This window comes from Streptomyces sp. NPDC031379, assembly GCF_055569615.1.
On sequence record NZ_JBVIIT010000017.1, the window covers coordinates 193,787 to 217,947 of the forward strand.

Consider the following 24,161-nt stretch of genomic DNA (forward strand, 5'->3'; position numbering starts at 1 on the left):
CGCTCTATCCGCGCAGGCCGCCGGGCCGTTAGGGTGCGGGCATGAGCAGACAGGCCCCGACGCTGGAGGACGTCGCCCGGGAGGCAGGTGTCTCCCGGGCCACCGTGTCCCGGGTCGTCAACGGCGTACGCAACGTGGACCCGGCCATCCAGGAACTGGTCCGCCAAGCCATCGAACGCACCGGGTACGCACCCAACCGGGCCGCCCGCTCCCTGGTCACCCGGCGGGCCGAGACCGTGGCGCTGGTGGTGTCCGGAGCCGGGGACGCCTCCGACGGGGCCCAGGCCGCCTTCGCCGCCCGCGTGTTCGCGGACCCCTTCTTCGGACGGGTGGTCGCCGGGATCGTCGGCTACCTCCGGCCGCGCTCGGTGCACCCGGTCCTGATGTTCGCCGAGTCGGCCGAGTCCCGCCAGGAGGTGCTGACCTACCTGCGGCAGGGACGGGCCGACGGCGCGCTGGTGGTCTCCAGCCACGCCGACGACCCGCTGCCCGCGCTGCTCGCCGAAGCCCGGCTGCCCGCCGTGCTCTTCGCCCGCCCCTCCCGCCCCGTCCCGCTCAGCTACGTCGATCTCGCCCACCGGGACGGCGGCCGGCTCGCCGCCGAGCATCTGCTCGCCCGGGGATGCCGCAGGCCGGTCACGGTCTCCGGGCCGCTGGCGGTCGCCGCGAGCCAGGAGCGGCTGGCCGGCTTCCGCGACACCCTCGCCCGCCACGGCCATCCCTACGTCCCCGTCGCCGAAGGCGGCTTCACCCTGGACAGCGGGGTCGCCGCCATGACCGACCTGCTGGCCCAGCACCCCGACCTCGACGGGGTGTTCGCGGCCAACGACCTCATGGCCCAGGGAGCCTGCCAGGTGCTGCGGGAACACGGCCGGCGGGTGCCGCGGGAGGTGGCGGTGGTCGGCTTCGACGACTCCACCGTCGCCGTCACCTGCCGGCCCCCGCTCACCACCGTGCGCCAGCCCGTGGAGGACATGGCAGCCGAGATGGCCCGTCTCCTCGACGAGCACATCCACGGCGTCCGCACCGAGCCCACCTCGATCGTGTTCGACCCGGAACTGGTGGTACGGGAGTCGGCCTGACACCGGCCGGCGACGGTCCTGACAGAGCCGTTCCTCCGCCCCCGTACCCTGATCCCGTGCCGTCCTCCCGCCTCCACCGTGTCGCCGTCGTCGTGCTCGAGGGCGCGAAGCCGCTCGATGTCGGCATTCCGGCACAGGTGTTCACGACGCGCGCGAGCATGCCGTACGAGGTGCGGGTGTGCGGTGCCGCGCCGGGGCTCGTGACCGGCGGCGACGGTCTGTCGTACCACGTCGCGCACGGCCTCGAAGCGCTCGACCGGGCCGACATCGTCTTCATCCCCGGCTACCGATTCCCGGACCGCGACGAGCCGCCCCGTGCGGTCGTCGAGGCGCTGATCGCCGCCCACAGCCGGGGAACGCGGCTCGCCGCCATCTCCACGGGCGCGTTCGCGCTCGCCGCGACGGGCCTGCTGGACGGAAAGCGCGCCACGACCCACTGGCACTACACGCGCGCCTTCGCGGCGCGGCATCCGCGTGTCAGGGTCGACGAGAACGTGCTCTTCGTCGACGAGGGCAGCGTGCTGACCTCGGCCGGTGCCGCCTCCGGTATCGACCTGTGCCTGCACATCCTGCGCCGCGACCGTGGAGTGGCCGCGTCCAACCACGCGGCCCGCCGGCTGGTCGCGGCCCCTTACCGCAGCGGCGGTCAGGCGCAGTACGTGCCGCGCAGCGTGCCCGAACCGCTCGGCGAGCGGTTCGCGGCCACCCGTGAATGGGCCCTGCACCGGCTCGACGAGCCGCTCACCCTCGAGACGCTCGCCCAGCACGCCGCGGTCTCGCCGCGCACCTTCTCCCGCCGCTTCGCCGAGGACACCGGCTACACGCCGATGCAGTGGGTCATGCGCGCCCGCATCGACCTGGCCCGTGAGCTGCTGGAACGTTCCGAGCACAGCGTCGAGCGGATCGCCAACGACGTCGGTCTGGGCACCGGTGCGAACCTGCGGGCGCACTTCCAGCGCATCCTCGGCACCACACCGAGCGAGTACCGGCGCACCTTCGCCCGCGGAGAGTAGCCCACCGCCCGGCACGGCCTGGCGTGATCCTTGCGAACCATGGCGCTCACGCCACGGCCACGAGCCCCTCCCGCCCGCGAGGCTGGTCCCGGACGACACGAAGGGACACCACTCATGACTCGCATCGCCATCAACGGATTCGGCCGCATCGGACGCAATGTGCTGCGCGCTCTGCTGGAACGCTCCAGCGACCTCGAGGTCGTCGCCGTGAACGACCTCACCGAGCCCGCGACCCTGGCCCGGCTGCTCGCCTACGACACGACGGCCGGCCGGCTCGGCCGTCCGGTGACCGCCGACGGGGACGCCCTCGTCGTCGACGGCCGCCGCATCCGGGTGCTCGCCGAACGCGAGCCCGCGCAGCTGCCCTGGGCCGAACTGGGCGTCGACATCGTGCTCGAGGCGACCGGCCGCTTCACCTCCGCCAAGGCCGCCCGTGCGCACCTCGACGCCGGCGCGAAGAAGGTACTCGTCGGCGCGCCGTCCGACGGCGCCGATGTGACGCTCGCCTTCGGCGTCAACACCGACGCCTACGACCCGGCCGTGCACACGATCGTCTCGAACGCCTCCTGCACGACCAACGCGCTCGCGCCGCTGGCCTCGGTGCTCGACGGCCTGGCCGGGATCGAGCACGGGTTCATGACGACGGTGCACGCCTACACCCAGGAGCAGAACCTGCAGGACGGCCCGCACCGTGACGCCCGTCGTGCCCGCGCCGCCGCCGTCAACATCGTGCCGACCACGACGGGCGCGGCGAAGGCCATCGGCCTCGTGCTGCCGAACCTCGACGGCAAGCTGTCGGGCGACTCGATCCGCGTACCGGTGCCGGTGGGCTCGATCGTCGAACTCAACACGACCGTCACCCGTGACGTGACGCGCGACGAGGTGCTCGCCGCCTACCGCGAGGCGGCTGACGGGCCGCTCGCCGGCATCCTCGAGTACGCGGACGACCCCCTCGTGTCCTCGGACATCACCGGCAACCCGGCCTCGTCGATCTTCGACTCGGCCCTCACCCGCGTCGACGGCCGGCACATCAAGGTGGTCGCCTGGTACGACAACGAGTGGGGGTTCTCGCACCGCGTGGTGGACACGCTGGGGCTGCTCGCCGCCGGCTGAACGATCCGCGGCCACACTTGACGGACTGTGGGATTCAGTCGCGCACGAAGGGAACCCGTCCGCTCATGCACATCGATCTGACAGGACGCACCGCCCTGGTCACCGGCTCCACCCAGGGCATCGGTGCGGCCATCGCCCTCGCCCTCGCCCGGGCGGGGGCCCGCGTGGGCGTCAACGGCCGCGACGAGCGGCGGGTGGCCGCCGCCGTCGAGGCGCTGGCCGGGCAGGCGCCCGGCGCCGACCTGGTGCCGGTGGCGGCCGACGTGTCCGGTGAAGAGGGTGCGGAGCGGGTGGCCGATCTGCTGCCGCACGTGGACATTCTCGTCAACAACCTGGGCGTCTTCGGTGCCGCCGACCCGCTGGAGATCACCGACGAGGAGTGGCGGCGCTACTTCGAGGTGAACGTCCTGGCCGCCGTACGACTGACCCGGCGGTACCTGCCGGGCATGACCGAACGCGGCTGGGGGCGCGTCCAGTACGTCGCCAGCGACTCGGCGGTCGTCATCCCCGCGGAGATGATCCACTACGGGATGTCCAAGACCGCGCTGCTCGCGGTGAGCCGCGGATTCGCCAAGAAGGCGGCGGGCACGGGCGTGACGGTGAACTCCGTCATCGCCGGGCCCACGCACACCGGCGGGGTCGAGGACTTCGTGTACGAACTCGTCGACCGGGACCTGCCCTGGGACGAGGCGCAGCGCGCGTTCATGCGCGAGCACCGCCCGCAGTCCCTGCTGCAGCGGCTGATCGAGCCGGAGGAGATCGCCCACATGGTCGTCTACCTCAGCTCCGAGCAGGCCTCGGCCACGACCGGGGGAGCCCTGCGCGTCGACGGCGGGTACATCGACTCGATCCTTCCCTGACTACTGCAGAGGGATGTCGATGCCGTGCTCCGCCAGGGGCCGAGGACCGTGGATGCGCCGGTCCGCCTCGGTGATGGCGACGTCGTTGATGCTCGCCTCGCGGCGTCGCATCAGGCCGCGCTCGTCGAACTCCCACAGTTCGTTGCCGTAACTGCGCCACCACTGGCCTTCCGCGTCGCGGCACTCGTACTGGAAGCGGACGGCGATCCGGTTCTCGTGGAACGCCCAGAGGCTCTTGCGTAGCGCGTAGTCGCGTTCGCGCTCCCACTTCTGGGTCAGGAAGGCGACGATCTCCTCCCGGCCGCTGACGAACGTGTCCCGGTTGCGCCAGACCGAGTCCGGCGTGTAGGCCGCGGCCACGCGTCGGGGATCGCGGGTGTTCCAGGCGTCCTCGGCGGCCTGGACCTTCTGCAGGGCGGTCTCCCGGGTGAACGGGGGGTAGGGCGGGCGGTCTTCGGGCACGGCGGCCTCCTCATGTTGAGAACGAGCGTTCTCCATCCGGTGGGCCTAAGATAGGGAACGATCGTTCTCAACGTCAAGGAGCCCGGATGCCAGCCCCGATCACCGAGGAACGCAACCGCCTGGACCGCGAAGCACTCCTCGACGCGGCGGAGCGGCTCTTCTACGAGCGGGGCATCCAGGCGGTCGGGATGGACGAGGTCCGCGCCGCCTCCGGCCTGCCGCTCAAGCGGATCTACCGGTTCTTCGCGGCGAAGGAGGATCTCGTCGTGGCGATGCTCAGACGCCGCGACCAGCGATGGAGGGGCGACCTGGCCGCCCGCGTGGAACAGGTCCCGGATCCTCGTGAGCGCGTCCTCACGGTCTTCGACTGGCTCGCCGACTGGTTCGCACAGCCCGGTTTCCGCGGCTGCGCCTGGATCAACGCCCACGGCGAACTCGGTTCGTCGTCCGAGGCCGTGCTCGCCGAAGTCCGCTCGCACAAACGGGCGTTCCACGACCAGATCGCGGTGTGGGTGCACGCCGCCGGGCTGCCGGCTGCCGATCCGGTCTGCCTCCTCGCGGAAGGAGCCATCGTGACGGCCGGCATCAGCGGCGACCCGGCCCCGGCCCGCCACGCCCGCGCGGCGGTCGCGACGCTGCTCGGTACGACCACCACCTGAAACGCCGTACGAGCGCCCGGCGGTCCCGGGCGTTCGTACGGCGTTCGTGGTGCTCACCGATCCGCGAGGCCCGTCGGCAGGACCGAATTGAGGGAGGTGGCCGGATGCCCCACCTCCACCGACCCCAGGACAGCGTCCAGGAGAGGCACTCCGGGAGCCCCGGCGGAGGGCGGGGGGCTCGCCGCCGCCTCGGCGGCGGGGGCGGAGGCCAGAAGAGCGGCGGCCGTGACGGTGACACACGCGAGTTTCTTGATCATGCGTGACCTAACGAGCGATGCCCGGAAGGGCAACGACGACGCTCGGCCGAACGGGCGCCGTGCCGCTCACTCCTCCCAGGGCCACACCGCCTCCCGGCCGGACTCGAGCAGAGGGATGAGACGGAAGGCGGCGTCGCTCAGGCCGCCGAAGGTGTGCCGGTGCCGTCCGGGGGCCGTGTGTCCGAACGAGTAGCCGGCGAGGTTCCAGGTGTAGACGGGGATGTGCCGGGGGACGGCGAGGAACGGGTCGACGGTGGAGGACCGGTGCGCCTGTTCGTCCGTGACGATGACGACGCGGTCGTGGTGGCGGTAGTGCCGCCAGACGGCCGAGCCCGTGTCGGTGCCGCCGAGGTTGTGGAACCGGTCCACCGCACGCAGCACGGACTCGCCGGGTGTGAGGGCGACGACCTGGCTCTCGGTGCCGTACTCGACGAGGTCGGCGTGTTCGGCGCGGAGGGCGAGGGCGGTGCCGAAGACCGCGGCGGAGTCGGCCCGGTTGAGCTGCGTGCGGGCGCTGGGCGTGTCGAACATGGACCCGGACCGGTCGACGAGCACGAGGGTGCGGCCGGACAGTCCGGGCACCTGGGAGAGCGAGTGCCGCAGGGCCCCCTCCAGGGCGTCGTGCCAGCGCGGTGAGGGCGCGTTGCGGTGGGCGGCGAGGTACCGGAACGGGAACTGGCGGGAGCGGCGTACCTCGTCCGGGTCGGAGATCCGGCGGGCGACTTCGGCCGCGACGCGGTCGCCGACACCCGCGAGATCGAAGTTGCGCAGGTTGCGGACGAGGGCCATGGGTCCCATGGAGGGGATCAGGGCCTCCCAGACGGCGGCGTCGAGGGGCCGTTGGAGCCATCCGGCCACGGACTCCCACGTCATCCCGGCGGCGGAGAGCCGCTCGGGCCCGCCGGCCGAGGTGACGAGGGCGTACCGCTCGTCCACGGGGACGCCCAGGAGGGCGTGGTGGGCGCCGAGGAGAGGGTCACCGGCGGGCGGCGCGGCGAGGTGGGGCCGATATCGCCGATCCAGGGCGTACCGGAACAGCTCACCCTGCCAGGGCCGGTCGGCGGCGGGAGTGGGATGTGTCAGCCGGAGCACGTCGCCGAAGCGGAATCCGCGGGAACCGGTGTCGTACTTCAGGAGCGCGCGACCGGTGTAGAGCCGCCGCACGGCATCGGCGACACCGCGCTTGAGGGGTTGCGGCAGCCGGTGCCCGTACCGCGAGGTCCAGTAGCCGAGCAACTCACCCGGCTCGTCGGCCCGTTGCAGCACCGCGTCGACCGCGGACCGTGAGAACCCCGGTGCCCGGGCCTCCGTCCGGGCCCGCACGAACTCGGCCGCACCGACCACGGACGCGGTCCGCATGTGCGCCTCGGAGCGCAGCCAGCGAAGCAGTCCGAGGGTCCACACCGGGTCACTGACGGCGAGCCGCCGCACGAGCCCCGCATAGCGCTCGTCCCGTGAGCGGGCGCTCTCGTAGAAGCTCTCCTGCCCGACCATGTTGCCGACGGCGAGCAGGAACAGCTGCTCCTTCGGCGGCCGTGCGTATCCGGCACCACCCTCGTGATTGACGAACACGGCCGAGGGCACGGCCGGTGTCCGCCCCGCGGGATGGATCCACCGCCCGTACGCGGAGAGCGGCGAGGTCGACCCACCCGCGGTCAACCCGGGTATCTCGGCCTGGATCTCGGTCCTGGCTTCGACCTTGGCGCGCTGGCGGTTGAACCGGGTCATGCAGAGAAATCCCCCTGAAAGGCGCGAGGAGCAGATAAAGGGAGGAGTGGATAAAAGGGAGGAAACGGGCCAAATACCTAAGGGGTGAAATGCCCGAGACGCAGGCGAAGGAGACGTCTTCCGAGATGAAGAGGGGCACCGGTATGCGTTGTCAGGAAGTAACCGGGGCGCGGCGCATCGGAAGACGTCACGAAGGACGCTACCCGCATGCCTCTCGTCCGCGCACCTGATTTATCGCCGCCTTCCCCGACGCGCCGCCGACCTGCTGTGATGTGCCCCACCTGCTCTTGTCGCGGCCGGGAAGGGGTACCTAAGTTGGCTCATATGCCCCCACATGACCACACCCCCGCCTCCGAGCCGGTCGAATTCGCCGTCGATCTCACCCAGCACGAGATGGTCCGGCGAGCCCACGTCATGGACGCCCTCGGCCCCGACTGGGACCCCGTCGAGATGCTGCGACGCGAGGAGGAGGCGTACGACCTCCTGTACTCCGGCCTCGACGAGGAACAGCGACGGCTGTACGACACCCTCGTGGCGGCCGGCGTCCTTCCGCGACGCGGGGACGGCCGTGCTTCCGCTTGACCCGCAGGCGGACATCGGGCGCCGCGCCTGGGTGACCTGCCCGAACTGCGCGGACCACCGGGGATGCCCCACGTGCGAACAGCGCCGCAGGTGCTCGAAGCACTGGCGCTACCTGCTCGCCAACACCGGCAGCCTCCTGCACCTGCAGTGCCCCTCGTGCACCCACGTCTGGGACCACGAGACGGGCTTCGGCGCCACCCGCGCCCGTGGGCCGCGTACGAACGGCGGCCCGGGACGACGGTGAACGAGGACCCCCGCGGGTTGCGCCCGTGGTGGGTGATGGTCACCGTGGACGGGTGATTCTCGTTCCGGGCCTGCCGTGGCAGCGGGGGCGGTGAGCCGGGCGCTGGGAGCCGGTCTCGCCACGGGCGCCATCTTCGGCGCCTTCGTTCTGGTGGAGTCCGGGTCATGGGTGGGCGCCGCCGTGGTTCTCGTGGTGCTGCGCCTCTTCTACGGGACACGAGTGCGCGCCGGATGGACAGGATCTGGCCCGCGGGCCGGCATCTGAGCGCCGCCGACCGCACGGCCCTCGTCCGCGCCACCCGCCGGGGCACGGCCGTCGAGGACCCCCGGCCGGCGCCCTCGCCGAGTACGCCGACGCCCTGCGCCGGAGCGCCGAGGAGGACCGGTTGCGCCGCTGGGTCGTCCCGCTCGTCACCGTGCTCGCGGTCGCTCGCCGTGTACGACACGCTCACGGGCTCCACCGGCGAGATCATCACCTCCTGGCTGGTGGTCGTGCTCTGCCTGGCCGACCTGACGGGGTGGCCCCGCAGACGCGCCCGGCTGCTGTCCCGTGCCGCCCGGGCGGAGGCACTGGCCCGCCGCGAGACGGACGCGGGCCGCACGGCGGGTGACCTCGAGGAGCCCGCACCGACTCGGCGCCGGATCTCAGCAAGCGGCACCGGAGAGCTGCTGCTCCGCCCAGATGGTCTTGCCCGTGGCGGTGTACCGGGTGCCCCAGCGCTGGGCGATCTGCGCGACGAGGAACAGGCCACGGCCTCCCTCGTCGGTACTCTGGGCGCGGCGCAGATGGGGGGAGGTGTTGCTGGTGTCCGACACCTCGCAGATGAGGGTCCGTTCGTGGACCAGGCGCAGACCGATCGGTCCGGCGGCATGCGTGATGGCGTTGGTGACCAGTTCGCTCACGATCAGCTCGGTGCTGAAGGCGACGTCCTCCAGCCCCCACGCGGACAGCTGGCACGCGGCCTTGTCGCGCGCCTCGTGCACCGCCCGCGGATCGGCCGGCACCTCCCAGGACGCCACGCGGTCGGGGGTCAGGGCGCGGGTCCGGGCGATGAGGAAGGCGACGTCGTCGCGCGGGTGGTCCGGCAACAGGATGCGGACCATCGTGTCGCAGATCTCCTCCAGCGGCTGGTCGGGGTGGGCCAGGGCGAAGCAGAGCCGCTCGAAGCCGACGTCGACATCACGGTCCGAGGCCTCGATCAGGCCGTCGGTGTAGAGGGCGACGACGCTGCCCTCCTCCAGTTCGAACTCGGCCGACTCGAAGGGCAGACCGCCCAGTCCCAGCGGAGGACCCGCTGGGATGTCGGGCAGCTCGACGGGCTCGCTGAGGTGGGCGATGGCCGGGGTGGGATGTCCGGCGCGCGCCACGTTCAGCTTCCGCGAGATCGGGTCGTAGACGGCGTACACACAGGTCGCGCCGATCACCAGCGGACTGTCCGGGGCCGCCTCCGCCTCGTCCGCCAGACGCAGGACGAGGTCGTCGAGATGGGCGAGCAGTTCGTCGGGGGGCAGGTCCAGGTCGGCGAGGGTCTGTACGGCCGCGCGCAGCCGGCCCATGCTGGCCGCCGCGTGGATGCCGTGGCCGACGACGTCCCCCACGACCAGGGCGACGCGGGCGCCGGACAGCGGGATGACGTCGAACCAGTCGCCGCCGACGCCGGCCTCCGCGTCGGTCGGCAGATAGCGGTAGGCGACCTCCACGGCGCAGTGATCGGGCAGGTTGGGGGGGAGGAGGCTGGTCTGGAGGGCGAGGGCGGCGTTGTGCTCGCGCACGAAACGCCGGGCGTTGTCCACGCACACTGCGGCGCGGGCCACCAGCTCCTCCACCAGCAGAAGGTCGTCCTCGTCGAACGGGTCGGGGTTCTCCCAGCGCAGCAGCGTGACCACGCCCATGGTCACGCCCCGGGCCCGCAGCGGTACCACCAGTTGGGTGTGTGCGCCGAGCTGGACGAGCTTGGCCAGGCGCTGCGGATCTCCGGCGAGCCACCACGTCGTCGGGCCCAGCACCGGATCGCGGATCGGCCGGCCGGTGGTCAGACAGCGTCTCTGCGGGGAATCGGGCGGGTACTGGCTGGGCTCCCCGACGGGGACGATCGCCTCCGGCACCTCCTTGCGGATCGACAGGTGCACCGCCCGCTGCAGCGTGCCGTGGCCGACCGGTCCGGGAGCGAGGTCCCGGGCGGCGAGGACGCCGTGGAAGAGATCGATCGCCGCGAAGTCGGCGAGCTGAGGCACGAGGACCTCGGCCAGTTCCCGCACGGTGCGGTCCAGGTCCAGGGTGGTGCCGATGCGCTGTGCCGCCTCGTTCACCAGGGCGAGCCGCTCGCGGGCGCGGTCCTGTGCGGCGACCTCCACGGCGGTGTGGCACACCCCCAGCGTCTTGCCCTCGCGGTCCCGCAGCGGGAACGACGAGCGGAGCCTGAGGTGGCCCTGCGCGTTCCGGCGGGACATGCCGGGCGGGGGCGTGACATGCTCCAGGGCCGGAGTGACCCGGCCCCACATCAGCACCTGGCGTGCCTGCCAGTCCACGGCCGGCGGCACCTGGGCGGGTTCCGGGAGCACGGCCGTGCCGTCGGCCCCGTCGGCCTGCGGCAGTCCCTCCATCGCCGCCAGCACCCGGTTCACCCACCGGAACCGCAGCTCGGTGTCGAGGACCCCGATACCGATCGGTGACTCCTCCAGCAGGCCGCGCACCACCGCCTGGTCCAAGTCCCACTGGCGCGAGGAGGCGACGTCACAGGCCACGGCGAGCCAGCCCGAGCCCTGCTCCGCACGCAGCGGGCACGCCTGTACGGCCAGCTGCACCCGGTGGCCGCCACGATGACGCAGGGTGACCAGGCCCTCCCAGCCGTCCCCGATCCGTCGCGCCGCGGACAGCGCGGAGGCCGGTGAGTCCTCACTCGCGAGGACGGACGTGACGGGCCGCCCCAGCACCTCCGCCGCCGGATGACCGAGCAGAGCCTCGGCCCGTCCGCCCCAATAGCGGATCATGCCGTGCACGTCCACCAGGACGACGGCGGCCGACGTTATGCCGAACGGATCGCCCCGGTGCGCGTTCGCCGTATCCCTGAGACCCATGCTGTCGGCCCCATCCGCGGGCGGGTTCCCTTGCACTACGGTCTCACATAGCCCCCGGCGTGTCTTCGCGCGCCGACGGCCCTCACGTGCGCAAACCCGCGCCGCCCGGCTCCGCCGTGCTCCGCCCCCCTTGAGCGGCCCGGGCGGACTTTCCCGTCCGCGTGGCGCGTCGATGCTGTCACGGCTCCCGGGCGGGTGCCACTTCGCCGCGTCCTTCCTTCGAGCGACCCATGCAGCAATCGGCCCAGCCGAACGCAGAAGACCCGCCCGCGCTGGCTACGGCTTGGAGGTGACCCCCACCTCAAGGAGCAATACATGAGCCTTGATTCCCCTGACGCCATCGCGACGGAGATCCGGCCGACGGTCGTCCGGCAGACGTCTCCTCGGCTCGGGCGCAGCGACGGCTGCGTCCTCCCCGAGCCCCCGGACGACGTGGAGAAGTACTCCTACGTCAGGCGTCACCTATGGGTACTCACGGCCGCTTCGCTCATCAGCATGTGCTGTCTCCTCTACAGCCAGTTCAGGCTGGCCCAGTCCTCGCCATGGCTGATCGTCCTGCTGCCGTGCCTGGGCTTCACCCTCCTCTACTACGTCATCTCCCTGCGGGTGAACGCCTTCACCGCCGACTTCGACCTGCGGGCCCACCGTCGACTGGTCCACAGCTGGCGTCCGAGGACCTACCCGACGGTCGCGGTCTTCCTGCCGGTGTGCGGCGAGCCCGTAGACGTTCTCGAGAACACCTGGACGCATGTGCGCAGGCTCGCCGACCGGTATCCCGGCAAGGCCACCCCCTACGTGCTCGACGACTCCGCCAGCCCGAAGCTGGCCGCCATGGCCGAGAGGTTCGGCTTCGTCTACGGGAGCCGGCCCAACCGGGGCTGGTTCAAGAAGGCCGGCAACCTGCACTACGGGCTGGGCATTTCCGACGAGGAGTACATCCTCATCCTCGACGCCGATTTCGCCCCCCGGGCGGATCTCCTGGAGGAACTGCTGCCGTACATGGAGCAGGATCCGGCAACCGGCATCGTCCAGTCACCGCAGTACTTCCGCGTGCTCGACCGGCAGACGTGGATCGAGCGCGGCGCGGGTTCGGTCCAGGAGCTGTTCTACCGGGCGGTCCAGGTGTCCCGGCAGCGCCACGGCGGCGCCATCTGCGTGGGCAGCTGCGCCGTCTACCGGCGGACAGCGCTGGAGGCCAACGGCGGTACCACTCTGATCGAGCACTCGGAGGACGTGCACACGGGCTTCGACCTTCGCCGCCTGGGCTGGTCCCTGCGCTATGTCCCGATCCCCCTCGCCACCGGTAACTGCCCCGACAACGTGAACGCGTTCTACCACCAGCAGTACCGCTGGTGCTCGGGTTCCATGAGCCTGCTCGGGAGCAAGAAGTTCTGGGACACGAGACTCCGGCTCAGCACCCGGCTCTGCTACATCTCGGGCTTCCTCTACTACCTCCACACGGCACTCTTCACCTTCGTGGCACCGCTCATCCCGATCGTCCTGCTGGTGGCCATGCCCGAAAAGCTGAAGGTCGAGTACATGCTGGCGATCCTGCCCAGCATCGTCTACACGACGCTGGTCTTCCCGTGGTGGCACAGATGCCGTTACCGGCTCGAAGCATGGGCCGTGCGCCTGATGTACGGCTGGGCGCACCTGTTCGCCGTCTGGGACATCCTGCGCGGCAGACGTCAGGCCTGGCGGCCGACCGGCTCGGCGGCCGCGGGCCGGAGCACGAACAGGCGCCTGTGGACCGGCGTCTGGGTCTGGAACGGCGGTACCGCCCTCGTGTGGGTGAGCGCCGCGACCTGGCGGACCTGCACCCTCTACCCGCCGGACTTCGGTCTGGTGCTGGCCTCCGGCCTGTTCTACGCAGCGATCGTCGGCCGTGTCCTCATCCCACCGCGGGACACCGCCCGGGCACGGGTTCCCGCCGCCGCGCGCAGAAGACTCGGGGAGCCTGCGGAGAGTCTCGGCGGACTGTGACATACGACGAGGTCCCCGGAGCCCGGACCCGGGCTCCGGGGACCTCTTGGCTGCTCGGCACTCAGCCTCTGATGCGTGCCCTGACCCAGGAGCCGTTCGGCGAGAGCGAGCCGGCGCGGGAGTAGGTGCCGGCGCTGCAGGTGCCCTTCTTGAAGACCGCGTGCTCCCGGTCGTCGTCGGACAGACTCCAGTTGGTCCAGCTGATCTTCTTCCTCGCCATCAGGTCGATCCACTTCTGCGCCATGGGGTAGTCGCTGCCGTACCCCGTCCACGACGCGACGCCCCACTCGGTCACGAAGACAGGCACCTGGGACGAGGCGCGGTTCAGGATGGCCATGTATCCCTCTGCCGACACCCGCGCGTAGAAGTGGAAGGTGTACATGATGTTCTTCGCGGCGACGGGATCGCCGAGGACCGTCCGCTCGTCGGCTCCCTCGGACGCGCTGAACGTGGACCAGCCGGGCGTCGGGACGAGGATCACGCTGTCGGGGTCCTTGGCGCGGATCACCGGAATGAGCTTCTCCGAGTAGCTCTTGATGGTCGACCAGCTCACATGGTGGGGCTCGTTGGCGAGTTCGTAGATCACATTGGTCCGGTTCTTGTGCCGCTGCGCGATCTCCGTGAAGAACTTCTTCGCGTTCTCGTAGTCCTGGTAGGGGTCGCCCGGGTTGACCATGTGCCAGTCGACGATGACGTACATGCCACGCGCGCTCGCCCGCTCGATCAGCCGGTGCACCAGATCGGTGAACTTCCGCGGGTTCGTCTCGTACCCGCCCTGGCGCGCGTACGTCGCGACACGCAGCACGCTCACCTTCCAGTCCCGCGCCAGCACGTCCAGGGCCCGGTCGGTCAGGCAATGGGCGAACCACTGCGTGCCGTGGGTGCTCATACCGCGCAGCTGGACCGGCCGGCCGGCCTCGGAGCACAGCTGCGTGCCGCAGACGCGGAGCTTGCCGTAGGCCTGGACCGGAGTCCTGGCCTGGGCGGCCGGCCGGTGTTCCGCCCCGTGCGCCGTGGTCGCGGACAGGAGGCCGAGTGCCGCCGCCAAGGCCACGGCACTTCGGGTGACCCAACGGCCGCGGGGAATCAGTGAGTGCATGGCTGCCTCCGGTTCCTTGAGATGGTGCTGCACTGCAAATCTGACGAAGAAGACGTCGTAAGTGGTGCAGCGCCAACGCGCTTCGGCCAAGGGGCGGGGATTTTCACTCCCCTGGGCCACGGCCCCCCTGCCCGGCGGAGGGGGCGAGGCCCGGCAGCGTGAGTACGGCGAAGAAGGCGAGAACGGCCACGGCGGCGAAGAAGTAGAAGCCCCAGGGGTGACCGATCCCGGCGAGACCAGGGCGCCCGTGATCGAGGGGCCGACGATGGAGCCGATACGTCCGATACCGGACGCGGAGCCGAGGGCGGTGCCGCGGACGGAAGCCGGGTAGAAGTTCGTCACGTAGGCATAGACGAGCACCTGCGCGGAGAAGACGAACACGCCGGTGAGGAAGACGACGGCGTCGAGCAGCAGGTCGCTGTCCATCTTGACGCTGAGGCAGGCCAGCATGGCCACCGAGACGGCGAACCAGCCGAGCGTGGCCGGCTTGATGCCCCGCCGGTCGGCGACGAAGCCGCCCGGCACCAGGCCGGCCACACCGCCCACGTTGAGCACGAGCAGCTGGGTGACGGCCGTGGGTACCGGGTATCCGGCGTCGTTCATCAGCTTGGGCAGCCACGTGTTGAGGCCGTAGACCAGCAGCAGGCCCATGAAGGAGGCGACCCAGATCCCGATGCCCGCCCGGAGGTAGGCCGGCTTGAGCAGCTCGGCGAACGCGACGCGCGGGGAGCCGGTCGTCTCCTTGGCCCGCACGAACGCCTCCGACTCCGGCAGACGGAACCACTGGACGACGGCGACGACCAGTCCGGCGACGCCGAGGACGTAGAAGAGGATCTGCCAGTCGTCGGTCACCCGCAGGGCCAGCAGCGAGGTGATCACGGCACCGGTGTGGTAGCCGGTCATGGTCAGCGTGCTGGCGCGCGCCCGCCGCCGGGCGGGCATGTGCTCGGCCATCATCGTGAGCGACACGGGCATACAGGCGCCCAGCCCCACGCCGGCTGTCAGGCGCAGTACGGCGAACATGGCGACGGACGTGGCGAGCGGCACCAGCAGGGTGAAGACCGAGAACAGCACCACCGAGCCGATGAACAGCAGACGCCGCCCGAGCCGGTCGGCCAGCGGGCCGACCAGGACGGCGCCGATGGCGACGCCGACGAGCGACAGCGTGGCGACGGTGGTTGCGTCCCCCGCCGTCCAGACGTTGCGCCCGGCGGCGCCGGTCCCTGCGGAGGTGCCGGGCGGGTCTGACGGGGCTATGGATGTCATGGTGACGTTCCCCCTGGAGCGGCTGCGGGAGATGGAGGTGGGGAGGGGAGTTCGGCGGACGTCGCCGGGAGCGGGAGGTTCAGAACGGGTAGTCGGCGATGTCCGGGCGGACGGTGACCCACTGCGTCTCCGTCGCCCTGGAGCCGGCTGCGGCGCGGCGAACTCGACGCCTTCGTCGCCACCCCGGTGCTGACCTCCCACCGCACCGTGCGCATCCCGCTCTTCCATGAGCGCTACGTCGGCATGGTCGCCGCCGACCACCCTCGTATCCGCGGCACCTCCGTCACCCTGGCCGAGCCGGCGGCCGAGTACCACGCGACGGTGTACGGCCCCAGCGGTCACGTCGTCCCGCGGTCCGTCCTGGCCACCCACGGGCTCTCGGACCGCGTGGCCGTGGACGCCACCCGCTTCACGATGCTGCCGTACCTGCTGGAGTGGACCGATCTGGTCGCCGTCGTCCCCGAGTACGTCGGCGAGGTCTTCACCGCCTCCCATCGACTTCGCCTGGTAGGGCTCCCGTTCGAGATCGATCCCATCGAGATCGCGCCGGGGTTCGGGTGCGGCACCGAAGCCGGCACCCTATCGGCACTGAAATCCGTGCATTGGCATGGACCTGACGTCAAGGGATGGCTAAGCTCTGCTGCGCCATACATGAGAGCGCTCTCAGGAATCGGCTGTTCCACCCCCACCACTGGAACGACGAAGGGCAACTCCCTTGAGACGCAGCAGACTTACCCATGCCGTCATGGCAGCACTTCTGCTCATCGGCGGACTGAGCGCGGCAGGTACCTTCCCCGCCTCGGCGGCCGGCTCCGCCTCCGGACCCGCCGGATCCTCCGGGGCCTCCGCGGCATTCGAGCCCGCCTCCGAAGGGCTCATGACCGCCATGCAGCGCGATCTCGGTCTCACGCGCCGGCAGGCCGAAGCGCGGCTCACGGCCGAGCGGGCCGCCTCGGCTCTCGAACCCAGGACGCGCCGGGTGGCCGGGGAGGCCTACGCGGGCTCCTGGTTCGACGCCGCGAGCGGGCGCCTGACGGTCGCCCTCACCCCGGACGCCTCGACGGACACGCGCCGGGCGATCAAAGCCGCCGGGGCCGACGTCCGCACGGCCGCGCACACCGCCCGGCGGCTCGACGCGGCCAAGGCACACCTCGACCGGCTGTCCGCCCCTTCGGGCGTCAGTGGCTGGCACGTCGATCCGAGGGCCAACACGGTCGTCGTCGACATCGTCCGCGACAAGCGTGCTGACAACGATGTCCAGCACTTCGTGGACCAGGCCCGCGAGGCGGGTCCCGTCACCGTCGAGACCGTCTCGGCGGCTCCGCGGACCTTCGCCGCGGGGACGGTGGGCGGTGACCCCTACTACACGGGCAACGTCCGCTGCTCCATAGGCTTCTCGGTGTACGGCGGCTTCGTGACCGCCGGTCACTGCGGCCGGCCCGGCGCCGGGGTCAACGGCTGGGACGGCTCCTTCATCGGCACCTTCCAGGGCTCCTCGTTCCCGGACGACGACTACGCCTGGGTGAGCGTGGGCAGCGGCTGGTGGACGGTTCCGGTGGTGCTGGGCTGGGGCACGGTGCCCGACCAGCTCGTTCGCGGCTCCGCCGTGGCCCCCGTCGGTTCCTCCGTCTGCCGCTCGGGATCGACGTCGCACTGGCACTGCGGGACGGTTCTGGCGAGGAACGAGACCGTCAACTACAGCCAGGGCGCGGTGCACGAGCTGACCAAGACGAGCGTCTGCGCCGAGCCGGGCGACTCCGGCGGTTCCTTCCTCACCGGAGACCAGGCACAGGGCGTCACCTCGGGCGGCTGGGGCAACTGCTCCGGCGGCGGCGAGACCTGGTTCCAGCCGGTCAACGAGATCCTCAACCGCTACGGCCTGACCCTGCACACGTACACCGGCTGACCCCGCACACGTACACCGGCCGAGCACGCACACGTGCACCGGCCTGGTCCGCGCTCGGTCAACGGCTCGACCCGCATCTGCACCGACCCGATGCGGTCGCACCAGGGGTTCCACCAGGGGTTCCGTGCGCTCGGCGGCGGAACCCCTGCCGGGCACGGCCCCCAGGGCACCCTGACGCCACGGTTGGCCCCTCCCTGCCGGGGCACTCGGGGCTGGCCCCTCGCCGGCCCGAGCAACCGGAGGTACGCGTGGCGGTACGTCACCGACTGATCAAGGCCAGTCCCGCCGCCGTGTGGGACGTCCTGGCCGACGGCAGCCGGTACGCGGAGTGGGTGGTGGGAACCGAATCCTCCCGGCCGAAGCTCGGCCGGTGGCCGCAGGAGGAGGCGTCCATCGGATACCAGGTCCGGCTGGGACCGTTCCGGCTCGGCAACGAGACGGTCGTACGGCGCTGCCGGGAAGGATCCGTCCTGGAACTGGAGGCCCACGCGGGCTTCCTCGGCACCGCCCGCATCGCGATCGAGCTGCGCGAATGGGGCCGGGACTGCCTGGTCATCGTCGACGAGCACCCGCTCCGAGGAGCCGGCGGCGCCCTGCACAACTGGGGTTTCGAGGCACTGATCCAGCTGCGCCACCGTGCCATGCTCGCCCGGCTCGCCACCGCCTGCGAGGACGGTGCGCGCGGGAGGCGAGCCGATCATGCCTGACGCCGTGGTGATCGGCGCGGGGCCCAACGGGCTGGTGGCCGCCAACCTGCTGGCGGACGCCGGGTGGAGCGTGCGGGTACTGGAGGAACAGCCGGAGCCGGGCGGCGCGGTCCGCCACGACCGAGGGGTCCACCCCGACTTCGTCAACGACCTCTTCAGCTCCTTCTACCCTCTGGCCGCCGCGTCCCCCGTGCTGTCCGCGCTCCGCCTGGAGGACCACGGCCTGCGCTGGAGCCACGCCCCGCGGGTGCTGGCGCATCCGCTGAGCGACGGCCGGTGCGCCGTACTGGACCGGCGGATCGACACCACCGCCGAGTCGCTGGAGGCGTTCGCACCCGGCGACGGAGCGGCCTGGCGGCGCCTCTTCGCCCTGTGGCAGACCGTACGCACGGACCTGCTCGCCGCCCTGTTCACCCCGTTCCCGCCGGTCCGGGCCACGGCCCGGCTGGCCCGTACGCTGCGGGCCGCGGGCGGTCTGCGCACGGCACGCTCCCTGATCCTCCCGGTGCGCCGGATGGGGGAGGAGGAGTTCCGCGGCGAGGGCGGCCGGCTGCTGCTGGCCGGAAACGCCCTGCATGCGGATCTGGCCCCCGAGTCCGCGGGCAGCGGCGGCTTCGGCTGGCTGATGTCGATGCTGGGACAGACGTACGGCTTTCCCGTCCCGGTCGGCGGCTCCGGCGCGCTGACCGAGGCGCTGATCCACCGGCTGCGCGCGCGTGGGGGAGAGCTGAGCTGCGGCGAGCGGGTGGAGTCCGTCGCCGTGCGCGACGGACGGGCCGTCGGGGTGCGGACCGCCGCCGGGGAGGCGGTGCCCGCGCTGCGGGCCGTGCTGGCCGACGTGGCCGTGCCCGTGCTCTACCGGGAACTCGTCGGCCCGGAGCACCTGCCCGCACAGCTGCTGGAGGACCTGCGGCGCTTCCAGTGGGACTTCGCCACCTTCAAGGTCGACTGGGCGCTCGACGGCCCGGTGCCCTGGCGGGCCGAGCGGGCCTGCCAGGCCGGGACCGTCCACCTGGCCGACGGCATGGACGAGCTGACCCGCTTCGCCGCACAGATCGCCATGCACCAGGTGCCCGACCGTCCCTTCGCCCTGTTCGGGCAGATGACCACCTCGGACCCTACCCGTTCCCCCCAGGGCACCGAGTCGGCCTGGGCCTACACGCACGTCCCGCACGACATCCGGGCGGACGCCGGCGACGAGGGCATCACCGGCGGCTGGGGCCCGGCTGACCAGGAACGCATGGCCGACCGAGTGGAACGGCAGGTCGAGCGGTTCGCACCCGGCTTCCGCTCCCGCGTCCGCGCCCGCCGCGTCCTCGCGCCGACCACCCTCCAGACGCTGGACGCCAACCTCCTGGGCGGTGCCGTCAACGGGGGTACCACCAGCATCCACCAGCAGCTCGTCCTCCGTCCGGTACCCGGCACCGGGCGCCCCGAGACCCCCCTGCCGGGTCTGTTCCTCGCCTCGGCCGGAGCCCACCCCGGCGGAGGCGTGCACGGCGCCCCCGGCGCCAACGCGGCCCGCGCCGCACTACGCGCCCACCGGGCCTTCCCGCTGGCCCGCGCCCAGCGCCTCCTCGCCCGCCGGGACCGGACGGGGCGCCGGCCCACCCGTCTGGCCGAAACCGCATCCGATCGCCCGCCTCGTGGGGAAGAGCTGGACACAGACGGCATCCACCGGCCCGGCGGGGCCGGCGTCCGGCCACACAGCGGAGAGCGGCATGAGTGAGCACCACGACGGTCCCGACCGCAGGCACCGGCGCCCCCACGGCGTCGACGACAAGACCGTCGAAGCCCTCGGATCGCTGTCGAAGGCACTGGAGACCACCGAACGGGCCCGCGGCCACCTCTACAGCTTTCATCAGCTGACCGGCGGAGCCGATCTGGAGCTGGACCGGACGGTACGACTCCTGCGGGAGGCGGGGCACTCGAAATGGGCCGACAAGGTGGAGGGCGAGATCCTGGGCCGCAACGTCATCCCCGGCCGCTGGACGTTCCAGATCGTCGAGGCCTACAACGACACCTACTACCGGCCGTTCCAGGAGCTGGAACGCAGCATGGTCAACGACCTCGCCCAGGGCCGGGACCACCTCTACGAGGCGGAGATGAAGGAAGCCCGCCGCACCGTCGGCCACCCCGATCACACGGCCCTGCCGGCGGCCGAGGAGAGCTGACCGAGAAAGGCGGCGCACTCGTGCCCAGCAGTCCTTTGAGGAACCGGACGGTCGTGGTGACCGGCGCGGCCCGCGGACTGGGCGCCGCGCTCGCGTACGAGGTCGCCCGGCGGGGTGCCAGGCCGGCGCTCCTCGGCCACGAGCGGGAGCTGCTGCGGGAGACGGCCGCCCGCATGCCCACCCCCGCCCTGGCCGTCGAGGTCGACGTGACCGACCTGCCGGCCCTGCGGGCGGCCGCGCACGAGGTGCGCCACCGCCTCGGCCGCCCTTCCGTGGTGATCGCCAACGCCGGCGTCGCGCTCGGCGGCCCCTTCGACGCCACCGACCCGGCCGACTGGCGCCGCGTGATCGATGTGAACCTCACCGGCAGTGCCCAGACGGCACGGGCGTTCCTGCCGGATCTGTACGCGACGGCGGGCTACTACCTGCAGATCGCCTCCCTGGCCTCGCTCGGCGCCGCCCCGCTGATGAGCGCCTACTGCGCCTCCAAGGCCGGCGCGGAGGCCTTCGCGCACGCCCTGCGCGCCGAAGTGGCCCACCGGGGCGTCGCCGTGGGCATCGGCTATCTCAACTGGACCGACACCGACATGGTCCGCGACGCCGACCAGCACGCGGTGCTGCGCGAACTGCGCGCCGGCATGCCTGCGCCCGCCCGCCGGGTGGCCGGTGCGCAGGCGGTCGCCGCCCGGCTCGTACGCGGCCTGGAGCGGCGGCGCACGGCCGTGTACGCGCCGCCCTGGCTGCGGCTGGTCCAGCCGGTGCGCGCGGCCCTGCCCCCGGTCGTGCTGCGCGTGTCCCGCTGGGACCTGCCCCGTCTGGAGGCCGAGGAACCCTTCGTCTCCACCGGACTGCTCGGCGCCGGAGGTGACGCCGACCGCGCGGCGACGCGCCGCGCCGATTGAGACCGGCCGACCCCGGTCAGGCCTGCGAAGGGAACGACAGCCATGGCCCACAAGAAGCGCAAGGGCTCGGACGGACAGCTGAGCAAGGGCGACAAGGTGACCTGGAAGAGCCACGGATCGACCACCGAGGGAGAGGTCGAGGGCAAAATCACCCGGCGGACGAAGGCCGCCGGCCGTACGGTCGACGCCTCCCCAGAGGAGCCGCAGTACGAGGTCCGCAGCGCCAGGTCCGGCAGGTCGGCGGTCCACAAACCGTCCGCCCTCCGTAAGAAGTGAGCCCGCACACCACAGCTCCCCGAAGGACGGCGATCATGCAGACCTTTCTGCCCGATCCCGACTTCCGGCGCACCGCGCTCCTCCTGGACCGCCGCCGCCTGGGCAAGCAGCGCGTCGAGGCGCTGCAGGTCCTGCGCGGTCTGACCGTCCCGGGGTACGGCTGGCGCCGGCACCCCGCCGTACGCATGTGGCACGGCTACGAGGAGGCCCTCGTCCGGTACGGCCTGGAGATCTGCCGGGTGTGGCGGGAGCGGGGGCACCAGGACAGCTGTGCGGCCTCCCTGGTGGCCGGGTACGCCGAGAACCGCCCCGGCGCCCCGGTCCGTGATCAGCAGGCCCTCTCGGCCGCCGGGGAACTGCCGCCCTGGCTCGGTGACGAGGCCTTCCACCGCAGCCACCAGTCGGCACTCGTCCGCAAGGACCCTGACGCGTACGCCGACGAGTTCCCCGGTGTACCCGACGACCTGCCGTACGTGTGGCCCGGGTCCGACCGGGACGGCGACGCGGTGCCCCGCACGATCACCCGTACGGAGCCGGGTCTCAGCGGGTCACCACGTGCCGCTCGTCCGGGACGCAGTGCGTCATGACGATGCCGCCGACGTCGCGCGGCGGGTTCCTGCCGAGGTTCGCCAGCCGCTCCTTGTCCTCCTCCGTGAGGTCCTGGGTCGCCAGCGGTTCCAGGTCCGCGACGTCCCCCGGACGGATACCGAGGCCCTCGCCGACCCTGAGGCCGAGGTCGTTCTCCACCAGCAGGAAGTGCCACACCATCCGCTCCTGGACGGGCCGGTCGCACCGGGCGAGCTGACCCACCAGGTCGGTCACCAGATCGTCGCGCTCCCACTCCTCCATGAGCAGGTAGCGCTGGCCCGCCTGCCGGTAGTCGTCGGTGGGGGGATGCGCTCGCGGGTGAGCCGGCCGCGGATCTCCGGGGCCCTGGACGTTTCAAGAAGTTCGGTCGGCCAGGTTGACTCCGCGCTCCCGCGCCCGCACATTACGTTTCAGTAGAACTCAGCGGTAATCCCGCGATCGGCACATCACGGCCGCGTCGTGCGTGCGCCCCCCTCGCCACGCGTCGACGGCCGGCACCTCCCCTGGCTCGAGCCGCCGCATTCTCGCGCACCAGCACACATCCGGGCGCCGCCCTGTGCTCTGTGACCCCACCACGAGAAGAGAGAGCCCATGTCCCTGCGCATGCCTGCCCTGCGCCGTGTCCTTGCCGCCACCTCCGCGGCCGCCGGAGCGCTGGCCCTCAGCCTCACCGCCGTGCCCGCCCACGCCACGGCTCCCCTGAACTACGCGGCCCTCGGCGACAGTTACAGCGCTGCCTCGGGCGTCCTGCCCGTCGACCCCGCCAACCTGCTCTGTCTGCGCTCCACGGCCAACTACCCACACGTCATCGCCTCCCGCACGAAGGCCCGGCTGACCGACGTCACCTGCGGCGGGGCCGAGACCAAGCACTTCACCGCGGCCCAGTACCCCGGCGTGGCCCCCCAGGCCGACGCGGTCACCCCGGACACCGGCCTGGTGACGCTCACGATCGGCGGCAACGACAACGGCACCTTCATCAGCGCCGTCCTGGCCTGCGGCACCGCCGGCGTCCTCAACGGCGGCAAGGGCAGCCCGTGCAAGGACCACTACGGCACCTCCTTCGACGACGCGATCGACGCCAACACCTATCCCGCGCTCAAGGCCGCTGTGCGCAGCGTCCGGGACAGGGCTCCCGACGCCCGGGTGGCGGTCCTCGGATACCCGTGGATCACGCCCGCCACGGCCGACCCGTCCTGCTTCGCCCAACTGCCGGTCGCCACCGGAGACGTGCCGTACCTGCACTCCCTGCAGGCGCACCTCAACGCCGTGGTCCGGCGCGCCGCCGAGGAGACCGGCGCCACGTACGTCGACTTCGCCGAGGCGTCCGAGGGCCACGACGCGTGCCAGGCCGTGGGCACGCGGTGGATCGAGCCGCTCCTCTTCGGGCAGAACGTGGTCCCGGTCCATCCCAACGCCCTCGGCGAACAGCGCATGGCCGAGCGCACCATGAGCGTCCTCGGCCTCGGCTGACAGAGGCGGCGGACACCGACGCGCCTGAGCCGCGCCTCAGGCGCGTCGGCGTTCCCGCCGTGTGTCCTCTCCTCGGCACGGCACCGGCGCGGCCGCCGTCCGGGGGCGGGATCGCTTTCACCAGGTGTCGAGTGTCAGGATGGCGCCATGCAGTGGGAGTCCGGGACGGTCGTGCGGGTCGCACGGCACCATCGCGTCTTCGAGATCACGGTCCGTGGTGAGATCGACTACGACGAATGCGACCTGCTCCGGGCGGCCTGGGCCGAGGCGGACGAGTACGAACTGCCGGTCACGGTCCTGGATCTCTCCGGAGTGACCTTCGGCGACAGCCAGTTGCTCAGCGCCCTTCTGGAGGCGCAGCGGCGTCACCGCGCGGGCGGCCGCACGCTCGTCATCCTCGGTCCGCTGCACGACAGTGTCCTGCGGCTGCTGACCATCAGCGGAACCCTCGAGCACTTCACGTTCACCGATTCCCGCGAGGCGGCCCTGGGCACCGCCGACGACTGACGCGGATCCGCGTCGACGCGAGCAGGAATGCGCAGCGTACGACCGGGTAGACGGGCTCTCGTCACGAAGAGTCGCCGTACGCGGTGGCCTGCACATCCGGGAGGGGAACATCATGACAGCGCAGACCGTGGCGGGCCAGGTGACGCGGACGGCAGCCGGGTTGCCCGAGGTCGCCGATCCTTGTGGCGTGGCTCCCCGGGACGCGC

The 24,161-nt window shown here is 71.8% G+C and carries 21 protein-coding genes and 3 pseudogenes; 18 read left to right on the top strand and 6 right to left on the bottom strand.

Going from position 1 to position 24,161, the window contains the following annotated elements:
• Positions 1-41: 41 nt before the first annotated feature.
• From ACZ5CW_RS24590 to ACZ5CW_RS24605, 4 genes are all read left to right on the top strand, one after another.
• A complete protein-coding gene (locus tag ACZ5CW_RS24590; protein WP_468604777.1) occupies positions 42-1,082 on the top strand; it encodes a LacI family DNA-binding transcriptional regulator in 1,041 nt (346 codons plus the stop codon).
• A gap of 56 nt (positions 1,083-1,138) precedes the next feature.
• A complete protein-coding gene (locus ACZ5CW_RS24595) occupies positions 1,139-2,095 on the top strand; it encodes a GlxA family transcriptional regulator (RefSeq protein WP_468604779.1) in 957 nt (318 codons plus the stop codon).
• Between the two features lie 114 nt (positions 2,096-2,209).
• Positions 2,210-3,208, top strand: coding sequence for a type I glyceraldehyde-3-phosphate dehydrogenase (gene gap / locus ACZ5CW_RS24600; protein ID WP_468604781.1), 999 nt, complete (start codon positions 2,210-2,212; stop codon positions 3,206-3,208).
• Positions 3,209-3,273: 65 nt separating this feature from the next.
• Positions 3,274-4,068, top strand: coding sequence for an SDR family NAD(P)-dependent oxidoreductase (locus tag ACZ5CW_RS24605; protein WP_468604783.1), 795 nt, complete (start codon positions 3,274-3,276; stop codon positions 4,066-4,068).
• Here the strand turns inward: ACZ5CW_RS24605 and ACZ5CW_RS24610 are convergent, their stop codons facing one another.
• Positions 4,069-4,530, bottom strand: a complete 462-nt coding sequence (locus ACZ5CW_RS24610; RefSeq protein WP_468604785.1) for a nuclear transport factor 2 family protein — start codon at positions 4,528-4,530, stop codon at positions 4,069-4,071.
• Positions 4,531-4,616: 86 nt separating this feature from the next.
• On the opposite strand from ACZ5CW_RS24610, the gene ACZ5CW_RS24615 reads away from it, so the two are divergent.
• Entirely contained in the window at positions 4,617-5,189 is a 573-nt protein-coding gene (locus ACZ5CW_RS24615; RefSeq protein ID WP_468604787.1) for a TetR/AcrR family transcriptional regulator, read from the top strand.
• A gap of 323 nt (positions 5,190-5,512) precedes the next feature.
• On the opposite strand, the gene ACZ5CW_RS24620 is transcribed toward ACZ5CW_RS24615, so the two are convergent.
• Positions 5,513-7,174, bottom strand: a complete 1,662-nt coding sequence (locus ACZ5CW_RS24620; RefSeq protein WP_468604789.1) for a TROVE domain-containing protein — start codon at positions 7,172-7,174, stop codon at positions 5,513-5,515.
• Between the two features lie 324 nt (positions 7,175-7,498).
• Here ACZ5CW_RS24620 and ACZ5CW_RS24625 point away from each other — a divergent pair, with 324 nt between their 5' ends.
• Together ACZ5CW_RS24625 and ACZ5CW_RS24630 are read left to right on the top strand one after the other, a co-directional pair.
• Positions 7,499-7,756 carry a DUF6400 family protein gene (locus tag ACZ5CW_RS24625; protein ID WP_468604791.1) on the top strand — a complete coding sequence of 86 codons (258 nt, stop codon included), beginning with the start codon at positions 7,499-7,501 and terminating at the stop codon, positions 7,754-7,756.
• Positions 7,743-8,000 (top strand): hypothetical protein, encoded by a 258-nt coding sequence (locus tag ACZ5CW_RS24630; RefSeq protein WP_468604793.1) that lies wholly within the window; start codon positions 7,743-7,745, stop codon positions 7,998-8,000. The genes ACZ5CW_RS24625 and ACZ5CW_RS24630 overlap by 14 nt, the downstream gene beginning before the upstream one ends.
• Before the next feature lie 644 nt (positions 8,001-8,644).
• On the opposite strand, the gene ACZ5CW_RS24635 is transcribed toward ACZ5CW_RS24630, so the two are convergent.
• Positions 8,645-11,077: a SpoIIE family protein phosphatase gene (locus ACZ5CW_RS24635; protein ID WP_468604795.1), complete on the bottom strand. Its 2,433-nt coding sequence runs from the start codon at positions 11,075-11,077 to the stop codon at positions 8,645-8,647.
• A 495-nt stretch (positions 11,078-11,572) separates the two neighbouring features.
• Here ACZ5CW_RS24635 and ACZ5CW_RS24640 point away from each other — a divergent pair, with 495 nt between their 5' ends.
• Positions 11,573-13,060, top strand: a complete 1,488-nt coding sequence (locus tag ACZ5CW_RS24640) for a glycosyltransferase family 2 protein (protein ID WP_468604830.1) — start codon at positions 11,573-11,575, stop codon at positions 13,058-13,060.
• Between the two features lie 61 nt (positions 13,061-13,121).
• Here ACZ5CW_RS24640 and ACZ5CW_RS24645 read toward each other — a convergent pair whose 3' ends face one another.
• Positions 13,122-14,159: a glycoside hydrolase family 5 protein gene (locus ACZ5CW_RS24645; protein WP_468604797.1), complete on the bottom strand. Its 1,038-nt coding sequence runs from the start codon at positions 14,157-14,159 to the stop codon at positions 13,122-13,124.
• Positions 14,160-14,262: 103 nt separating this feature from the next.
• Positions 14,263-15,425 (bottom strand): annotated as a pseudogene (locus ACZ5CW_RS24650) (MFS transporter).
• 144 nt (positions 15,426-15,569) lie between these two features.
• Here ACZ5CW_RS24650 and ACZ5CW_RS24655 point away from each other — a divergent pair.
• The 8 genes and pseudogenes from ACZ5CW_RS24655 to ACZ5CW_RS24690 all read left to right on the top strand — a co-directional run.
• A pseudogene (locus ACZ5CW_RS24655) lies at positions 15,570-15,971 on the top strand (LysR substrate-binding domain-containing protein); the annotation flags it as partial.
• Between the two features lie 169 nt (positions 15,972-16,140).
• On the top strand, positions 16,141-17,331 hold the full coding sequence (locus ACZ5CW_RS24660) for a S1 family peptidase (protein WP_468604799.1): 1,191 nt from the start codon (positions 16,141-16,143) through the stop codon (positions 17,329-17,331).
• A gap of 248 nt (positions 17,332-17,579) precedes the next feature.
• Positions 17,580-18,038 (top strand): SRPBCC family protein, encoded by a 459-nt coding sequence (locus ACZ5CW_RS24665; RefSeq protein WP_468604801.1) that lies wholly within the window; start codon positions 17,580-17,582, stop codon positions 18,036-18,038.
• Entirely contained in the window at positions 18,031-19,767 is a 1,737-nt protein-coding gene (locus tag ACZ5CW_RS24670) for a phytoene desaturase family protein (RefSeq protein WP_468604803.1), read from the top strand. The genes ACZ5CW_RS24665 and ACZ5CW_RS24670 overlap by 8 nt, the downstream gene beginning before the upstream one ends.
• Positions 19,760-20,212, top strand: coding sequence for a hypothetical protein (locus ACZ5CW_RS24675; RefSeq protein ID WP_468604805.1), 453 nt, complete (start codon positions 19,760-19,762; stop codon positions 20,210-20,212). Before ACZ5CW_RS24670 ends, ACZ5CW_RS24675 begins: the two co-directional genes overlap by 8 nt.
• 20 nt (positions 20,213-20,232) lie before the next feature.
• Positions 20,233-21,114, top strand: coding sequence for an SDR family oxidoreductase (locus tag ACZ5CW_RS24680; RefSeq protein ID WP_468604807.1), 882 nt, complete (start codon positions 20,233-20,235; stop codon positions 21,112-21,114).
• A gap of 42 nt (positions 21,115-21,156) precedes the next feature.
• The gene (locus tag ACZ5CW_RS24685) at positions 21,157-21,390 is read left to right on the top strand and encodes a hypervirulence associated TUDOR domain-containing protein (RefSeq protein ID WP_468604809.1); all 234 of its coding nucleotides are present in this window, start codon (positions 21,157-21,159) and stop codon (positions 21,388-21,390) included.
• Between the two features lie 35 nt (positions 21,391-21,425).
• A complete protein-coding gene (locus tag ACZ5CW_RS24690; RefSeq protein ID WP_468604811.1) occupies positions 21,426-21,977 on the top strand; it encodes an MSMEG_6728 family protein in 552 nt (183 codons plus the stop codon).
• On the opposite strand, the pseudogene ACZ5CW_RS24695 reads toward ACZ5CW_RS24690, so the two are convergent.
• Positions 21,931-22,322: pseudogene (locus ACZ5CW_RS24695) on the bottom strand (catalase-related domain-containing protein); the annotation flags it as partial. The gene ACZ5CW_RS24690 and the pseudogene ACZ5CW_RS24695 overlap by 47 nt on opposite strands.
• A 247-nt stretch (positions 22,323-22,569) precedes the next feature.
• Here ACZ5CW_RS24695 and ACZ5CW_RS24700 point away from each other — a divergent pair.
• A complete protein-coding gene (locus ACZ5CW_RS24700) occupies positions 22,570-23,448 on the top strand; it encodes an SGNH/GDSL hydrolase family protein (RefSeq protein WP_468604813.1) in 879 nt (292 codons plus the stop codon).
• A gap of 147 nt (positions 23,449-23,595) precedes the next feature.
• On the top strand, positions 23,596-23,955 hold the full coding sequence (locus ACZ5CW_RS24705; RefSeq protein ID WP_468604815.1) for an STAS domain-containing protein: 360 nt from the start codon (positions 23,596-23,598) through the stop codon (positions 23,953-23,955).
• The last annotated feature ends 206 nt before the right edge of the window (positions 23,956-24,161 follow it).

What these genes read in the sequence shown, in the direction of transcription:
- ACZ5CW_RS24625 (WP_468604791.1), top strand. Translation starts at nt 7,499, where the DNA reads ATGCCCCCACATGACCACACCCCCGCCTCCGAGCCGGTCGAATTCGCC.
- ACZ5CW_RS24675 (WP_468604805.1), top strand. Translation starts at nt 19,760, where the DNA reads ATGAGTGAGCACCACGACGGTCCCGACCGCAGGCACCGGCGCCCCCAC.
- ACZ5CW_RS24640 (WP_468604830.1), top strand. Translation starts at nt 11,573, where the DNA reads ATGTGCTGTCTCCTCTACAGCCAGTTCAGGCTGGCCCAGTCCTCGCCA.
- ACZ5CW_RS24700 (WP_468604813.1), top strand. Translation starts at nt 22,570, where the DNA reads ATGTCCCTGCGCATGCCTGCCCTGCGCCGTGTCCTTGCCGCCACCTCC.
- ACZ5CW_RS24605 (WP_468604783.1), top strand. Translation starts at nt 3,274, where the DNA reads ATGCACATCGATCTGACAGGACGCACCGCCCTGGTCACCGGCTCCACC.
- ACZ5CW_RS24635 (WP_468604795.1), bottom strand. Translation starts at nt 11,077, where the DNA reads ATGGGTCTCAGGGATACGGCGAACGCGCACCGGGGCGATCCGTTCGGC.
- ACZ5CW_RS24670 (WP_468604803.1), top strand. Translation starts at nt 18,031, where the DNA reads ATGCCTGACGCCGTGGTGATCGGCGCGGGGCCCAACGGGCTGGTGGCC.
- ACZ5CW_RS24620 (WP_468604789.1), bottom strand. Translation starts at nt 7,174, where the DNA reads ATGACCCGGTTCAACCGCCAGCGCGCCAAGGTCGAAGCCAGGACCGAG.
- ACZ5CW_RS24590 (WP_468604777.1), top strand. Translation starts at nt 42, where the DNA reads ATGAGCAGACAGGCCCCGACGCTGGAGGACGTCGCCCGGGAGGCAGGT.
- ACZ5CW_RS24615 (WP_468604787.1), top strand. Translation starts at nt 4,617, where the DNA reads ATGCCAGCCCCGATCACCGAGGAACGCAACCGCCTGGACCGCGAAGCA.
- ACZ5CW_RS24705 (WP_468604815.1), top strand. Translation starts at nt 23,596, where the DNA reads ATGCAGTGGGAGTCCGGGACGGTCGTGCGGGTCGCACGGCACCATCGC.
- ACZ5CW_RS24685 (WP_468604809.1), top strand. Translation starts at nt 21,157, where the DNA reads ATGGCCCACAAGAAGCGCAAGGGCTCGGACGGACAGCTGAGCAAGGGC.
- gap (WP_468604781.1), top strand. Translation starts at nt 2,210, where the DNA reads ATGACTCGCATCGCCATCAACGGATTCGGCCGCATCGGACGCAATGTG.
- ACZ5CW_RS24645 (WP_468604797.1), bottom strand. Translation starts at nt 14,159, where the DNA reads ATGCACTCACTGATTCCCCGCGGCCGTTGGGTCACCCGAAGTGCCGTG.
- ACZ5CW_RS24690 (WP_468604811.1), top strand. Translation starts at nt 21,426, where the DNA reads ATGCAGACCTTTCTGCCCGATCCCGACTTCCGGCGCACCGCGCTCCTC.